General features: G+C 71.3%; 13 protein-coding genes. 9 read left to right on the forward strand and 4 right to left on the reverse strand.

The annotated features are described in order from the left end of the window. Nucleotides 1-48: 48 nt before the first annotated feature. Nucleotides 49-1,188: an amidase domain-containing protein gene (locus tag ACWGIU_RS09630; RefSeq protein WP_453704034.1), complete on the reverse strand. Its 1,140-nt coding sequence runs from the start codon at nt 1,186-1,188 to the stop codon at nt 49-51. Between the two features lie 269 nt (nt 1,189-1,457). On the opposite strand from ACWGIU_RS09630, the gene ACWGIU_RS09635 reads away from it, so the two are divergent. Continuing rightward, nucleotides 1,458-3,584, forward strand: coding sequence for a transglycosylase domain-containing protein (locus ACWGIU_RS09635; protein WP_453704036.1), 2,127 nt, complete (start codon nt 1,458-1,460; stop codon nt 3,582-3,584). A 46-nt stretch (nt 3,585-3,630) separates the two neighbouring features. On the opposite strand, the gene ACWGIU_RS09640 is transcribed toward ACWGIU_RS09635, so the two are convergent. Further along, nucleotides 3,631-4,953, reverse strand: a complete 1,323-nt coding sequence (locus tag ACWGIU_RS09640; protein ID WP_453704038.1) for a hypothetical protein — start codon at nt 4,951-4,953, stop codon at nt 3,631-3,633. A 491-nt stretch (nt 4,954-5,444) separates the two neighbouring features. Between ACWGIU_RS09640 and ACWGIU_RS09645 the strand changes: the two genes are divergently transcribed. After that, nucleotides 5,445-6,137 carry an N-acetylmuramoyl-L-alanine amidase gene (locus ACWGIU_RS09645; protein WP_453704040.1) on the forward strand — a complete coding sequence of 231 codons (693 nt, stop codon included), beginning with the start codon at nt 5,445-5,447 and terminating at the stop codon, nt 6,135-6,137. A 16-nt stretch (nt 6,138-6,153) separates the two neighbouring features. Here ACWGIU_RS09645 and ACWGIU_RS09650 read toward each other — a convergent pair whose 3' ends face one another. After that, on the reverse strand, nt 6,154-7,656 hold the full coding sequence (locus ACWGIU_RS09650) for a M1 family metallopeptidase (RefSeq protein ID WP_453704042.1): 1,503 nt from the start codon (nt 7,654-7,656) through the stop codon (nt 6,154-6,156). A 343-nt stretch (nt 7,657-7,999) separates the two neighbouring features. On the opposite strand from ACWGIU_RS09650, the gene ACWGIU_RS09655 reads away from it, so the two are divergent. The 6 genes from ACWGIU_RS09655 (at nt 8,000) to ACWGIU_RS09680 (ending at nt 14,034) form a co-directional block, all read left to right on the forward strand. Then, complete coding sequence (locus ACWGIU_RS09655; protein WP_453704044.1) at nt 8,000-9,391, forward strand: MFS transporter; 1,392 nt, start codon at nt 8,000-8,002, stop codon at nt 9,389-9,391. 110 nt (nt 9,392-9,501) lie between these two features. Continuing rightward, entirely contained in the window at nt 9,502-11,481 is a 1,980-nt protein-coding gene (locus tag ACWGIU_RS09660; protein WP_453704046.1) for a helix-turn-helix domain-containing protein, read from the forward strand. A 37-nt stretch (nt 11,482-11,518) separates the two neighbouring features. Then, nucleotides 11,519-12,262 (forward strand): SOS response-associated peptidase, encoded by a 744-nt coding sequence (locus tag ACWGIU_RS09665; RefSeq protein ID WP_453704048.1) that lies wholly within the window; start codon nt 11,519-11,521, stop codon nt 12,260-12,262. Between the two features lie 151 nt (nt 12,263-12,413). Then, nucleotides 12,414-12,842, forward strand: coding sequence for a hypothetical protein (locus ACWGIU_RS09670; RefSeq protein WP_453704049.1), 429 nt, complete (start codon nt 12,414-12,416; stop codon nt 12,840-12,842). Then, nucleotides 12,836-13,069: a helix-turn-helix transcriptional regulator gene (locus ACWGIU_RS09675; RefSeq protein WP_453127113.1), complete on the forward strand. Its 234-nt coding sequence runs from the start codon at nt 12,836-12,838 to the stop codon at nt 13,067-13,069. Before ACWGIU_RS09670 ends, ACWGIU_RS09675 begins: the two co-directional genes overlap by 7 nt. Beyond that, entirely contained in the window at nt 13,066-14,034 is a 969-nt protein-coding gene (locus ACWGIU_RS09680; RefSeq protein WP_453704052.1) for an NAD(P)-dependent alcohol dehydrogenase, read from the forward strand. Before ACWGIU_RS09675 ends, ACWGIU_RS09680 begins: the two co-directional genes overlap by 4 nt. Here ACWGIU_RS09680 and ACWGIU_RS09685 read toward each other — a convergent pair. Next, on the reverse strand, nt 14,029-15,006 hold the full coding sequence (locus tag ACWGIU_RS09685; protein WP_453704054.1) for an endonuclease/exonuclease/phosphatase family protein: 978 nt from the start codon (nt 15,004-15,006) through the stop codon (nt 14,029-14,031). The two genes, ACWGIU_RS09680 and ACWGIU_RS09685, sit on opposite strands and share 6 nt — an antisense overlap. 179 nt (nt 15,007-15,185) lie before the next feature. Between ACWGIU_RS09685 and ACWGIU_RS09690 the strand changes: the two genes are divergently transcribed. Next, the coding region (locus tag ACWGIU_RS09690) for an ATP-grasp domain-containing protein (protein WP_453704055.1) at nt 15,186-16,038 on the forward strand (853 nt) is incomplete at its 3' end.

Below are 16,038 nucleotides of genomic sequence, written 5' to 3' on the forward strand. Positions count from 1 at the left end.
CTCCTGCCGCGGAGGTTCCGCGCGGCAGGAGAACCGGAAGGACAACTGTCAGGTGCGGTACGCGTAGTAGTTCGCGTTCGGGTAGGAGGCGATGATGCTCGCGAGTGACTTACGGTACGTGTTGGTGGAGTGGTACGTGAGGTACGGCATTCCGGCGCTGCTGCGGTAGGTCACCATCATGGAGTGGTCCTTGGACCCGTCCCGGTTGAAGTCCACCTGGAGGATGTCTCCCACGTCCGCCTGGTAGACGTTGGCCAGGTTGGCGGCACGCTGATTGGACAGCGTGAACCAGGCCCACTCGTTGACGCCGACCCAGGAGCCGGTCTGGCGGGAACCGTCGTACCACCAGTTCCGGTAGTCCGACGTCGAGCCCGGAACGGCCTTCCAGCCGCCCGCCTTCAACGCCTGACTGATGAAGTTGGTGCAGTCACCCCCGGCCCCGTTGAACTTCCGGTACGCCGGGTTGTAGTTGCTCCAGTACTTCTCCGCGTACTTCGCCATCGCGGCGTAGTCGTAAGCTCCGCCCGTCTTCGCCTTGGGCTTCGGCGTCGCGGGGTACTTCGTCGACGCGGGCGTGCCGTCCGGGTACTGGTTCCCGTCGTCCTTGACGACGTTCACCTTGGCCGCCACGGGCTCGTTGACCGCGACGGGGCCGTTTTCCTGGGACTTGATCGAGGTCAGCTCCCAGGCACCTCCCCGTTTGCTGGTGAGCGTCAGCTCGTAGCGCGTCCCGATGTCGGTCGTCGCCGGCTCGTCCCCGCGGAGTTTCTTGTAGGCGAGCGTGGTCTGCTCGGTGACCTGGACGACGGCCTTTCCGCCGGTGACCACGGCCCGGTCCACGACGACGCGGGTGTCGGCGCCCGTGTAGGCCTCACCGAGCTCCGCCAGTCGCGTCTTACGGGAGCGCAGCGACTGGAGCGCGGCGTCCTCGTCCTTCTTCAACTGGGCCGACATGCGGGCCTTCGGACCGGCCTGGCCGGAGCCGTGGCCCCCCGGCTGCTCCTCGACCAGAGCCTGCGTGCGCCGGGAGAGCACGTCGTCGGCCATGCGGGCGAAGGTGTCGGCGGTGGCACGGTCGGCCTCCCGGGGTCCCGGAACCGCGGTCGCCGAATACGCGAGCATGCTTCCGGTCGCCAGGGCTACGGTCAGGGCCGCGATGGCGGCGGGCCTGAACCTCTTAGGTATCACTCTGTTCCCCTTGTCACCCGGTCCACACGAACCGGGGGAGGGAATTTTCGCACAACTACGCGACTGCTTCGTTGCGTTCCGCTTCGTCGACGGCTGCCCGGCGGGACTCGCCTGACGGGCCTGGCGGCCTGCCTCCGCTTGATCACCGGGGGGCGTTCCCGGTGCACGCCCAGTGATGTCGCCCACCGCCGGTCCGGCCTCACAGCAAGTGCCTCTAGGGTATGCGGGAAAGCGGAGCGGAGGGGGCAATCGGAGTGGGCGGGAAGGATATGGCCGGTAGGGGACGATCCCGGAACGGGAGGGCGGGTTCCGAGGGCAGCGACGGAGCCGTCCCGGGCCGCAGGGGCAGGGCGGGGTCCCGTGGTCGGCCGCGCGCGCGTCCCGGCCGGCTTGCTGCCCTCGCCCAGGCCCTCGCTCCCGCCGTCGCCCTGATGCGCACGCAACTGCGTCGTCTGCGCCCCGAGTTCCCGCGGCCGGGCCGCACCGGCCCTCGCCGGTGGATACCTTCGTGGCGCCAGTGGCTGGGCGTCGGCGTGTACGCGCTCCTGGGTGTGGTGGGCTGCGCCACGATCGCGTACGCAGTCACGGACATACCCGATGATCTCAATTCTTTCGCCAAACAACAGGACAACGTCTACTACTGGGCCGACGGATCCACGATGGCCCGGACGGGCTGGGTGAGCCGCCAGGAGATGCCGCTGGACACGGTGCCCGCCAAGGTTCAGGGAGCCGTGCTCGCGGCCGAGAACGCGAGCTTCTACTCGGATCCGGGTGTCTCCCCGTCCGGTGTCCTGCGCGCGGTGGGCGCCGCGCTGACGGGGGGTGAGACCCAGGGCGGGTCCACCATCACGCAGCAGTACGTGAAGAACGCCTATCTGAACCAGGACCGCACCCTCTCCCGGAAGTTCACCGAGCTCCTGCTCGCCGTGAAGCTGGACAACCGGAAGAGCAAGGACCAGATCCTTCAGGACTACCTCAACACCAGCTGGTTCGGGCGGGGCACCTATGGCATCCAGCGCGCGTCCCAGGCGTACTACGGCAAGGACGTCTCGCAACTCAATCCCAGCGAGGGCGCGTTCCTGGCCTCCCTCCTCAAGGGCGCGGGTCTCTACGACCCCACGCTCGGCGAGGAGAACCACAAGCGGGCCGTGGAACGATGGAGCTGGATCCTGGACCGCATGGTAGAGACCGGCCGGCTCTCGCGTGCCGAGCGCGCCACTTACACGACGTTCCCCGAGCCCTCGGCCTCGTCCCTCGTCGGGATACCCGGCGCGCAGACCGGCTATCTGGTCGAGATGGCCAAGGCGTACGCGGTCAAGGCCGGCCACATCGGGGAGTCCGACTTCGACCTCGGCGGCTATCAGATCTACACGACCTTCGACCAGGCCCGGATGACCGCGCTGACCGCCGCCGTCCAGAAGACCCAGAAGGACTTCGACGCCGAGCGGCGTCCCGACACCGACAAACACGCCAAGATCGGCGCGGCGAGCATCGCCCCCGATGGGCGGCTGCTGGCCGTGTACGGGGGTCCCGACTACCTGAAGCAGGGCTTCAACGAGTCGAACGCGACAACGGTCCCGGTCGGCACGGCGTTCACGCCGATCGTCTACGCCGCCGCGCTCGACGAAGGGGTGCTGCGGGCGCGCGGCAAGGCCCGTACGCCGGTCTCCCCGTCCAGTACCTACGACGGCAACGACGAGGTGACCGTGCAGACGCCCGAGGGCCCGTACTGGGACCGCAGCGGCAAGGTGGTGAAGGGACACAACGACGGCGGCCGCAACTGGGGGCAGGTGACCTTGCGCCAGGCCGTGGCCAACTCGGTCAACACCTCCATGCTCCAGCTCGGCCTCGATGTCGGCCTCGACCGGGTGGAGGCCTTCGCCCAGCGCTCGGGACTGCTCGAATCGAGCCTCGGCCCACGCATCCCCGGATTCGCCCTGGGGGAGAACTCGACGCCCAGCGCGATCCGGATGGCCGGCGCCTACCAGACCTTCGCCGCCGACGGCATGCACACCGACCCGTACTCGGTGCGCTCGGTCACCCGCAACGGCGCCGCGGTGCCGCTCGACGGGCCGAAGCCGACCCGCGCCGTGACGGCCAAGACCGCCCGCGCGGTGACGGACGCCCTGCGCGACGCCGTCACCGCGGGGTCGGCGAAGACGGTGGGCAAGGCGCACGCCGGTACGGCGGGCAAGACCGGGACGACCGCCGGCAACACGGCGGGCTGGTTCGTGGCCAGCACCGAGCAGGAGTCCACGGCCGTCGTGGTGTACCGGATGTCGCTGACCGACCTGGTTCCGCTGTCACTGACGGGGCTGGGGGGTGATGCCCCGGCCACGCCCGGCAGCGAGCGCGCCGTGCGCCTGTGGGGCGACTACATCAAGGCGGTGAAGTAGGCCGCGGGCTGCCGGGCCTCGCACGCCGGTTGGCAGCCCGGCCCGTCTACTTGATCAATTCGGTCCAGTCCGGTGCCTGCGCGGGGTCGAGCCCGCGCAGCCGGGCCAGGACCTTGGGGTCCTGGGCGTCGAGCCAGTCCGCCAGCTCCCGGAACGACACGCAGCGGACGTCCTGGCGCGGGCAGACGTCCTTCATCACGTCCTCGACGGCCTTCATGTAGATGCCGCCGTTCCAGTCCTCGAAGTGGTTGCCGATGAACATGGGCGCCCGGCTGCCGTTGTAGACCCGGTTGAAGCCGTTCATGTACGAGCCCCGGGTCTGCGCCTGCCACGCCGCGAACTTCGCCGGGTCACCCTGGGTACTGTCCCCCGACTGGTTGTAGAGGAAGTTGAAGTCCATGGAGAGGACCTGCACTTCTTTGCCCTGCAGCGGCATGAGCTGCAGGGGGAAATTCCAGATGTCGTCCTGCTTGGACGGCCACAGCTGGAAGTCTCCCGAGGAACTCGCGTCATAGCGCCAGCCGTACGGCTTGATCGCGGTGAGGAGGTTCTTCTGGCCCTCCAGGCAGGGCGCGCGGCCGCCGACCACTTCCCGGTCCGGGTCGAAGGGCAGGGGCGCCTCCTTGGTGAACCCGGTGTTCGTCTTCCAGTTCTTGATGAACGAGTAGGTCTGGTCTATCTCGCTCTTCCATTCGGTGGGGCTCCACTCCCCACCGCCCTTGGGCCCGCAGAAGTGCCCGTTGAAGTGCGAACCGATCTCGTTGCCGTCGGTCCAGGCGCCGCGCAGCTGCCCCAGTGTGCTCTGTATGTGCGGGACGGTCGGGTACGAGATCGCGGCCGCGCCCTGGCCGTGCTGCGGCGGGCGGTAGAGCGCCTTCTTGTTCTCCGGCAGCAGGTAGATGCCCGTGAGGAAGAAGGTCATGTGGGCCTTGTTCTGCTTGGCGACCTGGCGGAAGTGCGAGAAGAGGTGGTCATCGCCTTCCAGGGCGCCGTCCCACGAGAACACCACGAACTGCGGCGGCTTCTCGCCGGGCTTCAGCCGCTCGGGCTTCAGCTGTCCCGGTTGCGGCCCGGTGTAGGAGGTCGAACCGTCTCCCAGCACCTTGACCTTGCCGTCCCAGACCTCGTCCGCGCCCTTCGCGGCGGAGGCCTCGTCGGCCGCGTCGCCAGGGGCCGCGAACTTCGCGTCACGCGGGGCGGTATCCGAGGAGTCGCCCGCCGTGAAGGCGTACGCGGTCGCGGCGGCCCCGCTCAGGGCGATCACGGCGATGCCTATGCCCAGGCGCCTGCGGTTCTGCGCCTGCCTGTGCACCCTGCGGGTCTTCCGGGACTCCGTACGGGTGTGTGGAGCGGCGTCGGTGTCGGCCATCTCAGTTGTCCCCCCTGATCGCCGCAGACGGGCCGCGTGCGGATGGTTCGTACGAATATAGAACTTGTCGGCACTCCTCCTGTGCCACCGCTCCCTCGTGTGCGTCGATTCACAGCCACCCCACAGCTTTCCGCCGGCAGGAGAGCGGCAGCATCGTGGAGGGGAAGCTGGTTGCGAGTCTGGCCCTCGAGGACGGATAGCGCGGTAGCCGGTGCGGACCGGCCCGATTTTCCCTGCTCGGTCGGCCAGAGGATCGCCCGGCCGCGTCGACGAGCTCGAACGCGTGCTCGCCGCGCGGGGAAGCGGCGTGTGCCGGCGGGGACGGGCCCGGTCAGGGGTGAGGGTGTGCGCCGAGTGGTGGAGGACCGGCTTGCCGGGGTGGGGGCACTGGTGAAGCATCAGATGACGTGATGCGCCGCCTGTGTAACGTGATGCCATGATGCGCGGCGCGTCGTCCCTCTGCCTGCCTGCTCGACCTATGAGGAGTGGCCATGGAAGACAGCCCGCTGAGCCGCCGACGGCTGTTGTGGGGTGCTGCAGGCGCGGCGGGTACGGCTCTGGCCGCTGTCGGGCTGCCTCGCCTGATGGAGCCCGAGGCGAAGGTGCGCGCTGCGCCGCCGAGACCTGTGCGCAAGGCCCCGGTCGCCGCCGGGCCGCCTGCGACCCTGCGGACGGACCCCTCGGTGGACTACGCCTCCGCCACCTGGATCGAAGCCTCCGAGTCCAACTACACGGCCTCCGACCGTCCCGAGGCGTATCCCATCGAATACGTCGTCATCCACCTGACAACGGACATCTTGCCGGTCATGTTCACCAAGTTCAAGGACCCCGCCGAGAGGGTGTCCGCGCACTACATGATCAGCGCAACCGGCACGCGGATCGCCCAGTGCGTGCGCGAGCGCGACGTGGCCTGGCACTCCGGCAGCGTGTGGTACAACCACCGGAGCATCGGCATCGAGCACGAAGGCTGGACCGATCAGCCTGTCTACACCAACAAGATGTATGAGACATCCGCCGTGCTCACGGCCACGATCTGCGCGAAGTACGACGTGCCGGTCGACCGGGACCACATTCTTGGCCACGTCGAGGTTCCGCTGTCCACTCACGACGACCCCGGGACCGCGTGGAACTGGGACAAGTACATGAAGCTCGTCGAGACCGCCCGCCGGCGCATCAGGACCTGACGCCGCGTCGGCCCCCTCACGCGGGCTTGCCGTCGCCGTAGAGCCACGCGTCCCAGATCGAGTCCAGGTTCCGGCCGGCCCTGGCCTCCACGTAGGTGGTGAAGTCGCGTGTGGAGGCGTGACCGTGGCGGTGGCGCAGGGTCCAGCCCCGCACCAGGGCACGGAAGCCCGCGTCGCCCACGGTCTGGCGGATCTTGTGGATCACCATCGCGCCGCGCACGTACACCGGCTGGCCGGAGATGTCCGAAGCGCTCGGCGGCTCGGCAGGCGGGAAGTCCCACTCGTCGTCGTCCGCGGCCTTGGCGTGGTTGCGGTCGAAGTGCTCCTGGGCACTGGCCCCACCGTGGTCCTCGGTCCACAGCCACTCCGCATAGGTCGCGAAACCCTCGTTGAGCCACATGTCCCGCCACGTTCGCGGGGTGACGGAGTTGCCGAACCACTGGTGGGCCAGTTCGTGCACCACGTTGGTGGTGTGGAAGATGCCGGCCGGAATGGTCGGCCTGGTCTGGGTCTCCAGGGCGTACGGCACATCGGCCGCCTGATCGACGATCACCCCGGCGGCGGAGAAGGGGTAGGGACCGAACGTCCCCTCGGCCCATTCCATGATCTCGGGGAACCGGCCGAGGACCGCTCCGTCCTCGTCCACGCCCGCGGTCGTGTCCATCGCCGACACGACCGGAATGCCCGATCGGGTCCGGGAGGTCCTGATGTCGTAGCTGCCGATGGCCACGGTCGCCACGTGGCTGGCCATGGGCTCGGCCTGGTGCCAGTGGAACGTGGCGCGGTCGCCGCTGGTGCGCTGGGCGCGAAGCCGCCCGTTGGAGATCGCCTGCACCCCCTTGGGGACCGTGACGGTGATGTCGTACGAGGCCTTGTCCGAGGGGTGATGGTTGCCCGGGAACCAGGACATCGAGCCCGTCGGCTCCCCGAACGCGACCGCTCCGTTGTCCGTCCTCAACCAGCCTTCGCGCCACCCGTGGTCATGGGTGATCGACTCCGGCGTGCCCGCGTAGCGCACGACGCCGCGGAACGCGGCGCCCTTCCTGAGATGATCGCGCGGCTGCAGGGTCAGCTCCTGCCCGTCCTGCCGGACCCGCGCCGCGCGGCCGTCGACGGTGGCGCTCAGCACCTCCATGCCGAGGAGGTCGAGATTGAAGGCGCTGAGGTCCGCAGTGGCCTTCGCGGTGATCTCCGCAGTCCCCTCGAGGCGGCCGCTGCCGGGATCGTAGGCCAGGGTCAGGGCGTAGTGGGTGACGTCGTACCCGCCGTTGCCGAGCTTCGGGAAGTAAGGGTCACCGGCGCCTGCGGCACCGGGGTGCCCGCCCCGGAACACCGTGCCGGGTGCCTGCGTCCGAGCGGAGTCCGCGCCTGCAGGGGCCCCCGCCCTCGCCTCTGCGCCGGTACGGGCACCCGCCGCGCCGCCGCGGCCGTCGGAGTCCGAGCACGCGGGGAGTGCGGCGAGCAGGCCCGCGACCGCGAAGGCGGTCAGACGTCCGGAAGTCTTCACGCAGCCGATCATGACCCAGCCCCCGAGCGTCTCGACCTCGCCACGCCGTGCCCGTGGCCCCGCCGCGGGCATGCCCCCGGGCACCGCGGGCCAGGTTGCGCCGATGGCGCGCCATGGACGGAACGCCACGGTCGGGGCGCGGCGATCGTGCAGCGCGAGCGGCACGACCCCGCACGCGCGCCCGGGGCCGTTTCATGGAAGTTCGTGTAGGGGTTGAGCAGGTGCCTGCGGTGTGGTGGGTGGGCACACAGGGTGGTGCCTGAATGTGAGGGCCCGCCACATACGCGGCCGACCTGCGGGCTTCTACGGTGTGGCGACACGGATCGTCCCCGCAGACCCCCCGGAAGTGGTGTCCATGACCTCCCCCGCAACGGCCCCACCGGCCCCGTCCGGCATCCGGAGAATCGTCGCCGCCAGCCTCATCGGGACCACCATCGAGTGGTACGACTTCTTCCTCTACGGTTCGGCCGCCGCGCTCGTCTTCAACGAGCTGTTCTTTCCCGGCAGCGAGCCCCTGGTGGGTACCCTCCTCGCCTTCCTGACCTATGCGATCGGCTTCGCGGCCCGCCCGCTCGGCGGGCTGGTCTTCGGCCACTACGGGGACAAGATCGGCCGGAAGCGGCTTCTCGTCCTCAGCCTGCTCCTCATGGGCGGGGCCACCTTCGCCATGGGTCTGCTCCCCACCCACGCGAGCATCGGCGTCGGCGCCCCGATCCTCCTCACCCTCCTGCGGCTGATCCAGGGGTTCGCCCTCGGCGGCGAGTGGGGCGGGGCGGTGCTGCTGGTCTCCGAGCACGGGGACGACGAGAGCCGCGGATTCTGGGCCTCCTGGCCCCAGGCCGGCGCGCCCGGAGGCAATCTGCTGGCCACCGGGGTGCTCGCCGTCCTGGCCGCCGTACAGTCCGACGCGGCCTTCCTCGCCTGGGGCTGGCGGATCCCGTTCCTCCTCTCCGGGGTGCTGGTGATGATCGGACTGTGGATCCGGATGTCGGTCTCGGAGTCCCCGGTCTTCCTGGAGGCGCAGGCCAGGGCCGCGGAGCAGGCCGCCGCCGGGGCCCAGGCCAAGCGGCCCGTGGCCGAGGTGTTCCGGACGAACTGGCGCGGGGTCCTGACCGCGATCGGCACCCGCCTCGGCGAGAACATCTCGTACTACATCATCACCGCCTTCCTCCTCGTCTACGTCACCAGCCACCTCGGGCTGCCCAAGAGCGACGGACTGAACGCCGTGCTCATCGGCTCCGCCGTCCACTTCGTGACCATCCCGGCCTGGGGCGCGCTCTCCGACCGCATCGGGCGCCGCACCGTCACCCTCATCGGCTCGGCGGGCATGATCGGCTGGGCCTTCGCGTTCTTCGCACTGCTGGACTCCAAGTCCTTCCCGGTGATCGCCGCCGCAGTGACCGTCGGACTGCTCCTGCACGGCGCGATGTACGGACCGCAGGCGGCCTTCATCTCCGAGATGTTCGCCACCGAGGTCCGTTACTCCGGTGCCTCGATGGGTTCCCAACTGGCCTCCATCATCGGCGGCGCGCTCGCCCCGATCATCGCCGTGGCCCTGCTGCGCGACTACGACTCGTCCCTGCCCGTCTCGGTCTACCTCGCCGCGGCGGCGGCGGTCACCACGCTGACCGTCCTGGTGGCCAAGGAGACCCGCGGGCGTAGCCTGGCCCGGGTACACACCCCGGTACGGGCCCCGGTCCCGGCCACCCGTCGGACCGGACAAGACCCCGTGCCGGCCGACAAGTGACCTTCCGGGCCTGACAGGCCCGGGTCAGGTCCGACAGGCCTGCTGAGCGTGGGCGGCACCGGCCGGACGGCGCCGCCCGCGTCCGCGTCGAGCATCACGGAGAGCACCCGATGCCCACCACCGAAGACGGCGGGAGCCCCGGCCGGGGCACCGGCGCGCTGCTGCGGCTGCGCACCCTCCTGGACCTGCTGGATCAGGGCGCACCCGCCGAGGCGTTCCAGGACGCCGAACTCTCCGCCGCGGGTGTGGGTGCGGGCGCGGGAGCGGGCGCGGAGACGGAGGCGACGGTGATCGCGGACGCGACCCGCGTCGCGCTCCGCATCCGCCGCACCCTCGGCCAGCACCGCCGCCGCGAAGCCGAACTCGCCGCCCTCTTCGACACCGCCGGCGACCTCGCCCGCCTCCGGGAGCCGGACGCCGTGCTGAAGGCCATCGTCCACCGGGCCAAGCTGCTCCTCGGCACGGACGTGACGTACCTGTCCCTCAACGACGAGGAGGCGGGCGACACGTACATGCGGGTGACGGACGGTTCGGTCTCCGCCGCGTTCCAGCAGGTGCGCCTGGGCATGGGGGAGGGGCTGGGCGGACTGGTCGCCGAGACCGCCCGCCCGTACTCCACCGGCGACTACCGCGAGGACGAGCGCTTCCGGCACACCACGACCATCGACACCGCCGTCGCCGAGGAGGGCCTACGGGCCATCCTCGGCGTCCCGCTGCGCCTGGGCGCCCGGGTGATCGGCGTTCTCTACGCGGCCGACCGCACCGCCCGCACCTTCACGCCCGACGAGGTCGCCCTGCTGTCCTCCCTCGCCGACCACGCCGCCATCGCCATCGACGGCGCCCGCCTGCTGGACGAGACGCGCACCGCACTTTTCGACCTCAACGCCGCCTCGCGCACCATCGAGGCGCACAACGAGGCCATGCGCCGCGCCGAGGACGCCCACGACCGGCTCACCGACCTGGTGCTGCGCGGCGGCGACGTCACCGACGTGGCCACCGCCATCGGCACCGTCCTGCAGGGCGGCACCCTCGTCCACGACGGCGAGGGGGCCGAGCTCGCCCGGGCGGGCACCGACCCGCGGCCCCCGTCCGCCGAGGCCGTCGCCGCCTCGCGGGCCGGGGGACGTGCCGTCTTCGTCCACGGAACGTGGGTGTGCGCGGTCCTCGCCGGGCAGGAACTGCTCGGCAGCATCGCTCTGACCGGCCGCGCCGACCTCGATGACGGCGACCGCCGGCTCTTCGAGCGCGCCAGCCTCGTCACCGCCCTGCTGCTGCTCCTGCGCCGCTCGGTCGCCGAGACCGAGGACCGGATACGGGGCGAACTGCTGGGCGACCTCCTCACCCGGGCCGCCGATCCGGCCGGCCTGTCGGCGCGCGCCCGCCGGCTCGGCGTGAACCTGGACCACCCGCACGCGGTGTTCGTCCTGCACGCCGCGGCCGTGCCCCGGGCCCGGCTGCTGGCCGCCGCCGCCCGTATCGCCCACGCCCGGAAGGGACTTGCCGGTCCGCACCACGAGGATGTCGTCCTCGTCTGCCCCGCCGAGGCCCCCGGACCCGGTCCCGGCCCCGGCCCAGGACCCGCCGCCGCCCGCCTCGCCGGCGAGCTGTGCCAGGCCCTCGCCGGTCCCGTCACCGTCGGAGCCGCCGGGCCGGTCACCGGTCCCGCCGAGTTCACCGACGCCTACGCCGAGGCCCGCCGCTGCCGGACCGCGCTGCGCGCCCTGGGCCGCGAAGGCACCGGCGCCGCCCTCCACGACCTGGGCTTCCTCGGCGTGCTGCTCGGCGACCAGACAGACCTGGGCGGCTACGTACGGCAGACGCTGGGCCCCGTGCTCGCGTACGACGCGAAGCGCGGCACCGACCTTGCCCACACCCTGCGTGCCTACTTCGACGCGGGCGCCAGCCGGTCCCGGGCCGCCGAGGCCCTCCACGTGCACGTCAACACCGTCGTGCAGCGCCTGGACCGCATAGGCGGCCTGCTCGGCCGGGACTGGCAGCGCCCGGAGCGGGCGCTGGAGCTCCAACTCGCGCTGAAGATCCATCAGGTGAACCGCAACGACGGCCCCGGCCCGGGAGACTTCGCGGCGTAGCCCGCGCGGACCCGCCTCAGGTGGCAGGGTGGACCGTATGTGCGGCCGTTACGCTTCCACCCGCAGTCCCGAGGACCTGTCCGGCCTGTTCCAGGCCCTGCCCCCGGACCCGGGGCACGTGCTGGAGCCGAGCTGGAACGTCGCCCCCACCGACGCCGTGTGGGCGGTACTGGAGCGCGCCGACCGGGAGAGCGGCGTACTGGAGCGGCAACTGCGCCCCTTGCGCTGGGGCCTGGTGCCCTCGTGGTCGAAGAGCCCGTCCGGCGGCGCGAAGATGATCAATGCGCGGGTGGAGACGGTGCACGAGAAGCCGGCCTACCGGCGCGCCTTCGCCAAGCGCCGGTGCCTGCTGCCCGCCGACGGGTTCTACGAGTGGGAGCCCGTGCCCGCCTCCGGTTCCGTGAAGGCGTACAAGCAGCCGTACTTCATCCGCCCCGAGGACGGCGACGTGATGGCGATGGCCGGGCTGTACGTGTTCTGGCGCGACCCCGCCGTCACCGCCGACGACGATCCGGCGGCGTGGTTGGCGACCTGCACGATCATCACCACCGAGGCCACCGACGCGGCCGGCCGGGTCCACCCCCGGATGCCACTGGCGCTCGCCCCGGCCGACTACGAGGCCTGGCTCGACCCGTCCCACGAGGACCCGGACGCGCTGCGCGCCCTGCTCGCCGCACCCGCGGGCGGCAGGCTCGATGTCCGCGCCGTGTCGACCGCGGTCAACAGCGTGCGCAACAACGGGCCCGAGCTCCTCGAAGCGCCCCCCGCCCCGGGCCGCTGAGGAGCGTCTCCCGGCATCGCCTTCAGCCGCCCCCAGGTCCGCGGCGGCGCACTGTCCGCTGCCCAAGGCCGTTGAGGTAAAGAATCATTGACATCATGTCCTGATTCCTTGACACTGTCGATGTCGGGTTTTCTTTACATGGGGAGTGGCAGTGGCAGTCGAGGAGAAACGGGCGTGGATCATGATCGTGGTCACGGTCGTGTCGTACGGGGCGTATCTGGCCGTCGTCCTCGGGCGGTCCGGGAGCGGGCCCCTGACCGAGCAGCCCTATGCGGCCGCGCTGCTGTGGACGGTCGGCGCGGCGATCGTCGCCTCGATCGCGCTCCACATCACCGTGGCCCTGCTCTCGCCCGAGGAGGGCAAGGTCAAGGACCAGCGCGACCGGGAGATCCACCGGTTCGGTGACCACATCGGCCAGTCGTTCGTCGTGATCGGCGCCGTGACCGGAATGCTCCTGGCGATGGCCGAGACGGACCAGTTCTGGATCGCCAACGCGATCTTCCTGGGGTTCGTCCTGTCGGCGCTGCTCGCGTCCACGGCGAAGATCGTCTCCTACCGGCTGGGCTTCCACCCGTGGTGAGGCCCACCCGGGTCACCAACACGATCCGGGCCCTGCGCTTCGCCAACGGCGAGATGACCCAGGCCGAGCTGGCCCGCCGGATCGGCGTGACCCGTCAGACCGTCATCGCCATCGAGCAGGGCCGCTACTCGCCTTCCCTGGAGAAGGCCTTCGAGATCGCCCGTGTGTTCGCGGTACCGCTCGACAGCGTATTCCAGTACACCTCCACCGAGGGAGACGACTCATGAAGGCCATCGTCCAGGACGTCTACGGACCCCCCGCGGTGCTGCGGATCGAAGAGACGGACCGGCCGGTTCCGCGCCGGGGCGAGGTCCTCGTGCGGGTGCGCGCGGCCGGCGTCGACCAGGGCGTCTGGCATCTCATGGCGGGCCTGCCGTACGCGGTCCGCGCCGTGTCCGGACTGCGCAGACCCAGGACCCGCGTCCCCGGCATGGACGTCGCGGGGGTGGTCGAAGCCGTCGGTCCGGACGTCACCCGCTTCCGGCCGGGCGACGAGGTGTACGGCAACTGCTCGGGGTCGTTCGCCGAGTACGCCCGCGCCAAGGAGGGCACCCTCGCACCGAAGCCGCCCAGCCTCGGTTTCGAACAGGCCGCGGCGGTGCCGGTCTCCGCGTGCACCGCCCTGGGTGCCGTCCGGGACAGCGGACGGGTCAAGGCCGGTCAGCGCGTCCTCGTCCTCGGCGCCTCGGGCGGCGTGGGCAGCTTTGCCGTACAGGTGGCCAAGGCCTACGGCGCCCATGTCACCGGAGTGTGCAGCACCACCAAGACCGATCTGGTCCGCTCCCTCGGTGCCGACGAGGTCCTCGACTACACGCAGCAGGACCCCGTCGACGGCAGCCGCCGCTACGACGTCATCCTGGACATCGCCGGCAACCGGCCCCTCGCCCGGCTGCGCCGCGCCCTCACCCCGAGCGGGACCCTCACCATCGTCGGCGGCGAGGGCGGCGGCAACTGGATCGGCGGCAACCACCGGCAACTCGGCGCGATGCTGCTGTCGCCCTTCGTCGGTCACCGGCTGCGCGCCCACGCCTCCCTCGTGCGCAGCCGCGACCTCGAAGACCTCACCGAACTCATCGAGGCCGGTTCGGTGACACCCGCCGTCGACCGGACCTACCCGCTCGCCGAGGTACCCGACGCCATCCGCTACCTGCGGGACGGCCACGTGCGCGGCAAGGTCGCCGTCCGGCTATGAGGCGTCGAACCTGATGCGGGCGGCGACCGGCAGGTGATCGCTGCCGGTGGCGGGCAGCGTCCAGACCTCGGCTGCGGTCGCCGAACGGGTCAGGATCTGGTCGATCCGGGCGACCGGGAGGACCGCGGGCCAGCTGAAGGCCAGCCCCCGCCGCGGCGCACTCAACCGGGAGGTCAGCGGGGCGAGACCCCGGTCGTCCACCGTGCTGTTGAGGTCACCCAGCAGGAGCACCCGTTCCAGCCTCTCGGCTGCGACGGCCGCGCCCAGCAGCCGCGCGCTCTCGTCCCGCAGGCCGGAACCGAACCCGGTCGCCCGGAAACGGACCGAGGGCAGGTGCGCCACGTACACCGCGATCTCGCCCCGGGGGGTGCGCACACCGCAGCGCAGGCCACGGTTCCAGCCCTCCGGGATGCCCACGGGCCTGATGTCCACGCGGCGGACGTCGGTGAGCGGATGTCTCGACCAGAGTCCGACGGTGCCCTCGACCGCGTGGTACGGGTACGCGGCCGCCAGCGCCGTCTCGTAGGCCGGCAGCGCCGAGGGCGTCAGCTCCTCCAGGGCGATGAGGTCCGGCGCGGACCCGATCAGGGCGCGCGCCGTGCCCGTGGGGTCGGGGTTCTCGTCGCTCACATTGTGCTGGAGGGCCGTGATGTCGTGCCCCCCGCGGTCCGCCGGCAGGAGCAGCCCGCCGAAGAGGCCCGCCCACGCGGAGGCGGGCAACAGGACGGCCACCAGGGCCGTGGCCGAGCGGCGCACCAGCGCCGAGACGAGCAGGACCGGAACCACGAGGCCCAGCCAGGGCAGGAACGCCTCCAGTGCACTGCCCGGCCGGCCCGCCGCATCGGGGACCGCCGAGTGGAACACCAGCAGCGCCGCGCCCAGTACGGCGAGCACCGCGAGGACACGCCCGCGCGTCCAGGTCGTACGGCCCCGGGCGTCGGCGCCCCAGCGCCACCGGGCGGTGCGCCGCACGCCGCTCCCCGCCACGTCCGCCACCACCACCGGAGCCGCGCCTGTCTGCCTCGGACCGTCTTCCACCTCGGGTACGACGCATGATCGGGCGATCGGGTTCCCGCCGTGGCGTGTGTGGAAGAGTGATCGTCCGGGGCGACCGCACGGGGCGGCCCGCGGAGCGAGGACGGGAGACCCGCATGGGTACGGCGAGGATCGCGGTCGTGACGAGCGAGGGCGGCGCCGACCAGGACGCGGATCTCCCGCTGATCCTGGCGGCGTTGCGCGCGGCGGGCCTGTCCGCGCAGGCGGTGGCCTGGGACGCGCAGGCACCGCGCTGGGACGGCTACGACCTCGCGGTGATCCGGTCGACCTGGGACTACGCGGACCGGCTGGCGGAGTTCCTGGCCTGGGCGGACGCGACGGCCGAGGTCACCCGGCTGTGGAATCCGGCGGCGCTGGTGCGCTGGAACAGCGACAAGCGATATCTGCTGGAGCTCGCCGCGCGCGGGGTCCCCGTCGTACCCACCCGGGTCGTCGAACCGGGCGATCGCTGCGACGCGGCGGACTTCGACGGGCCGCAGGGGGTGGTGGTCAAGCCGGCCGTCTCCTCGGGCGCACGCGACACCGCGCGCTACGAGCCCGGCCGCCGGGCGGACGCCGAGCGTCACGCGCGGATGCTGCTCGACCAGGGCCGTACGGCGATCGTCCAGCCGTATCTGCCGCTGGTGGAGGAGGGGGAGCGGGCTCTGATCTTCTTGGGCGGCACGTTCAGCCACGCGATCCGCAAGCAGGCCCTGCTGACGGAGGCGGGGCTGATCGACAACTTCCGTGTGCCGCATCCCGGCGCCGCCCCCTACCAGCCGTCGGAGGCGGAGCTCCGTACGGCACGGGCGGCGCTGGCCGTGGTTCCCGCCCCGGGCAACCTGCTGTTCGCCCGGGTGGACCTGGCGTTGAACGGGGCCAGGGAACCGGTGGTCATGGAGCTGGAACTCATCGAGCCGAACCTGTTCCTGAGCATCAACCCGCAGGGGCTGGAGCGCTTCGCCGAGG

The sequence above is a fragment of the Streptomyces sp. NPDC054840 genome (assembly GCF_053611065.1).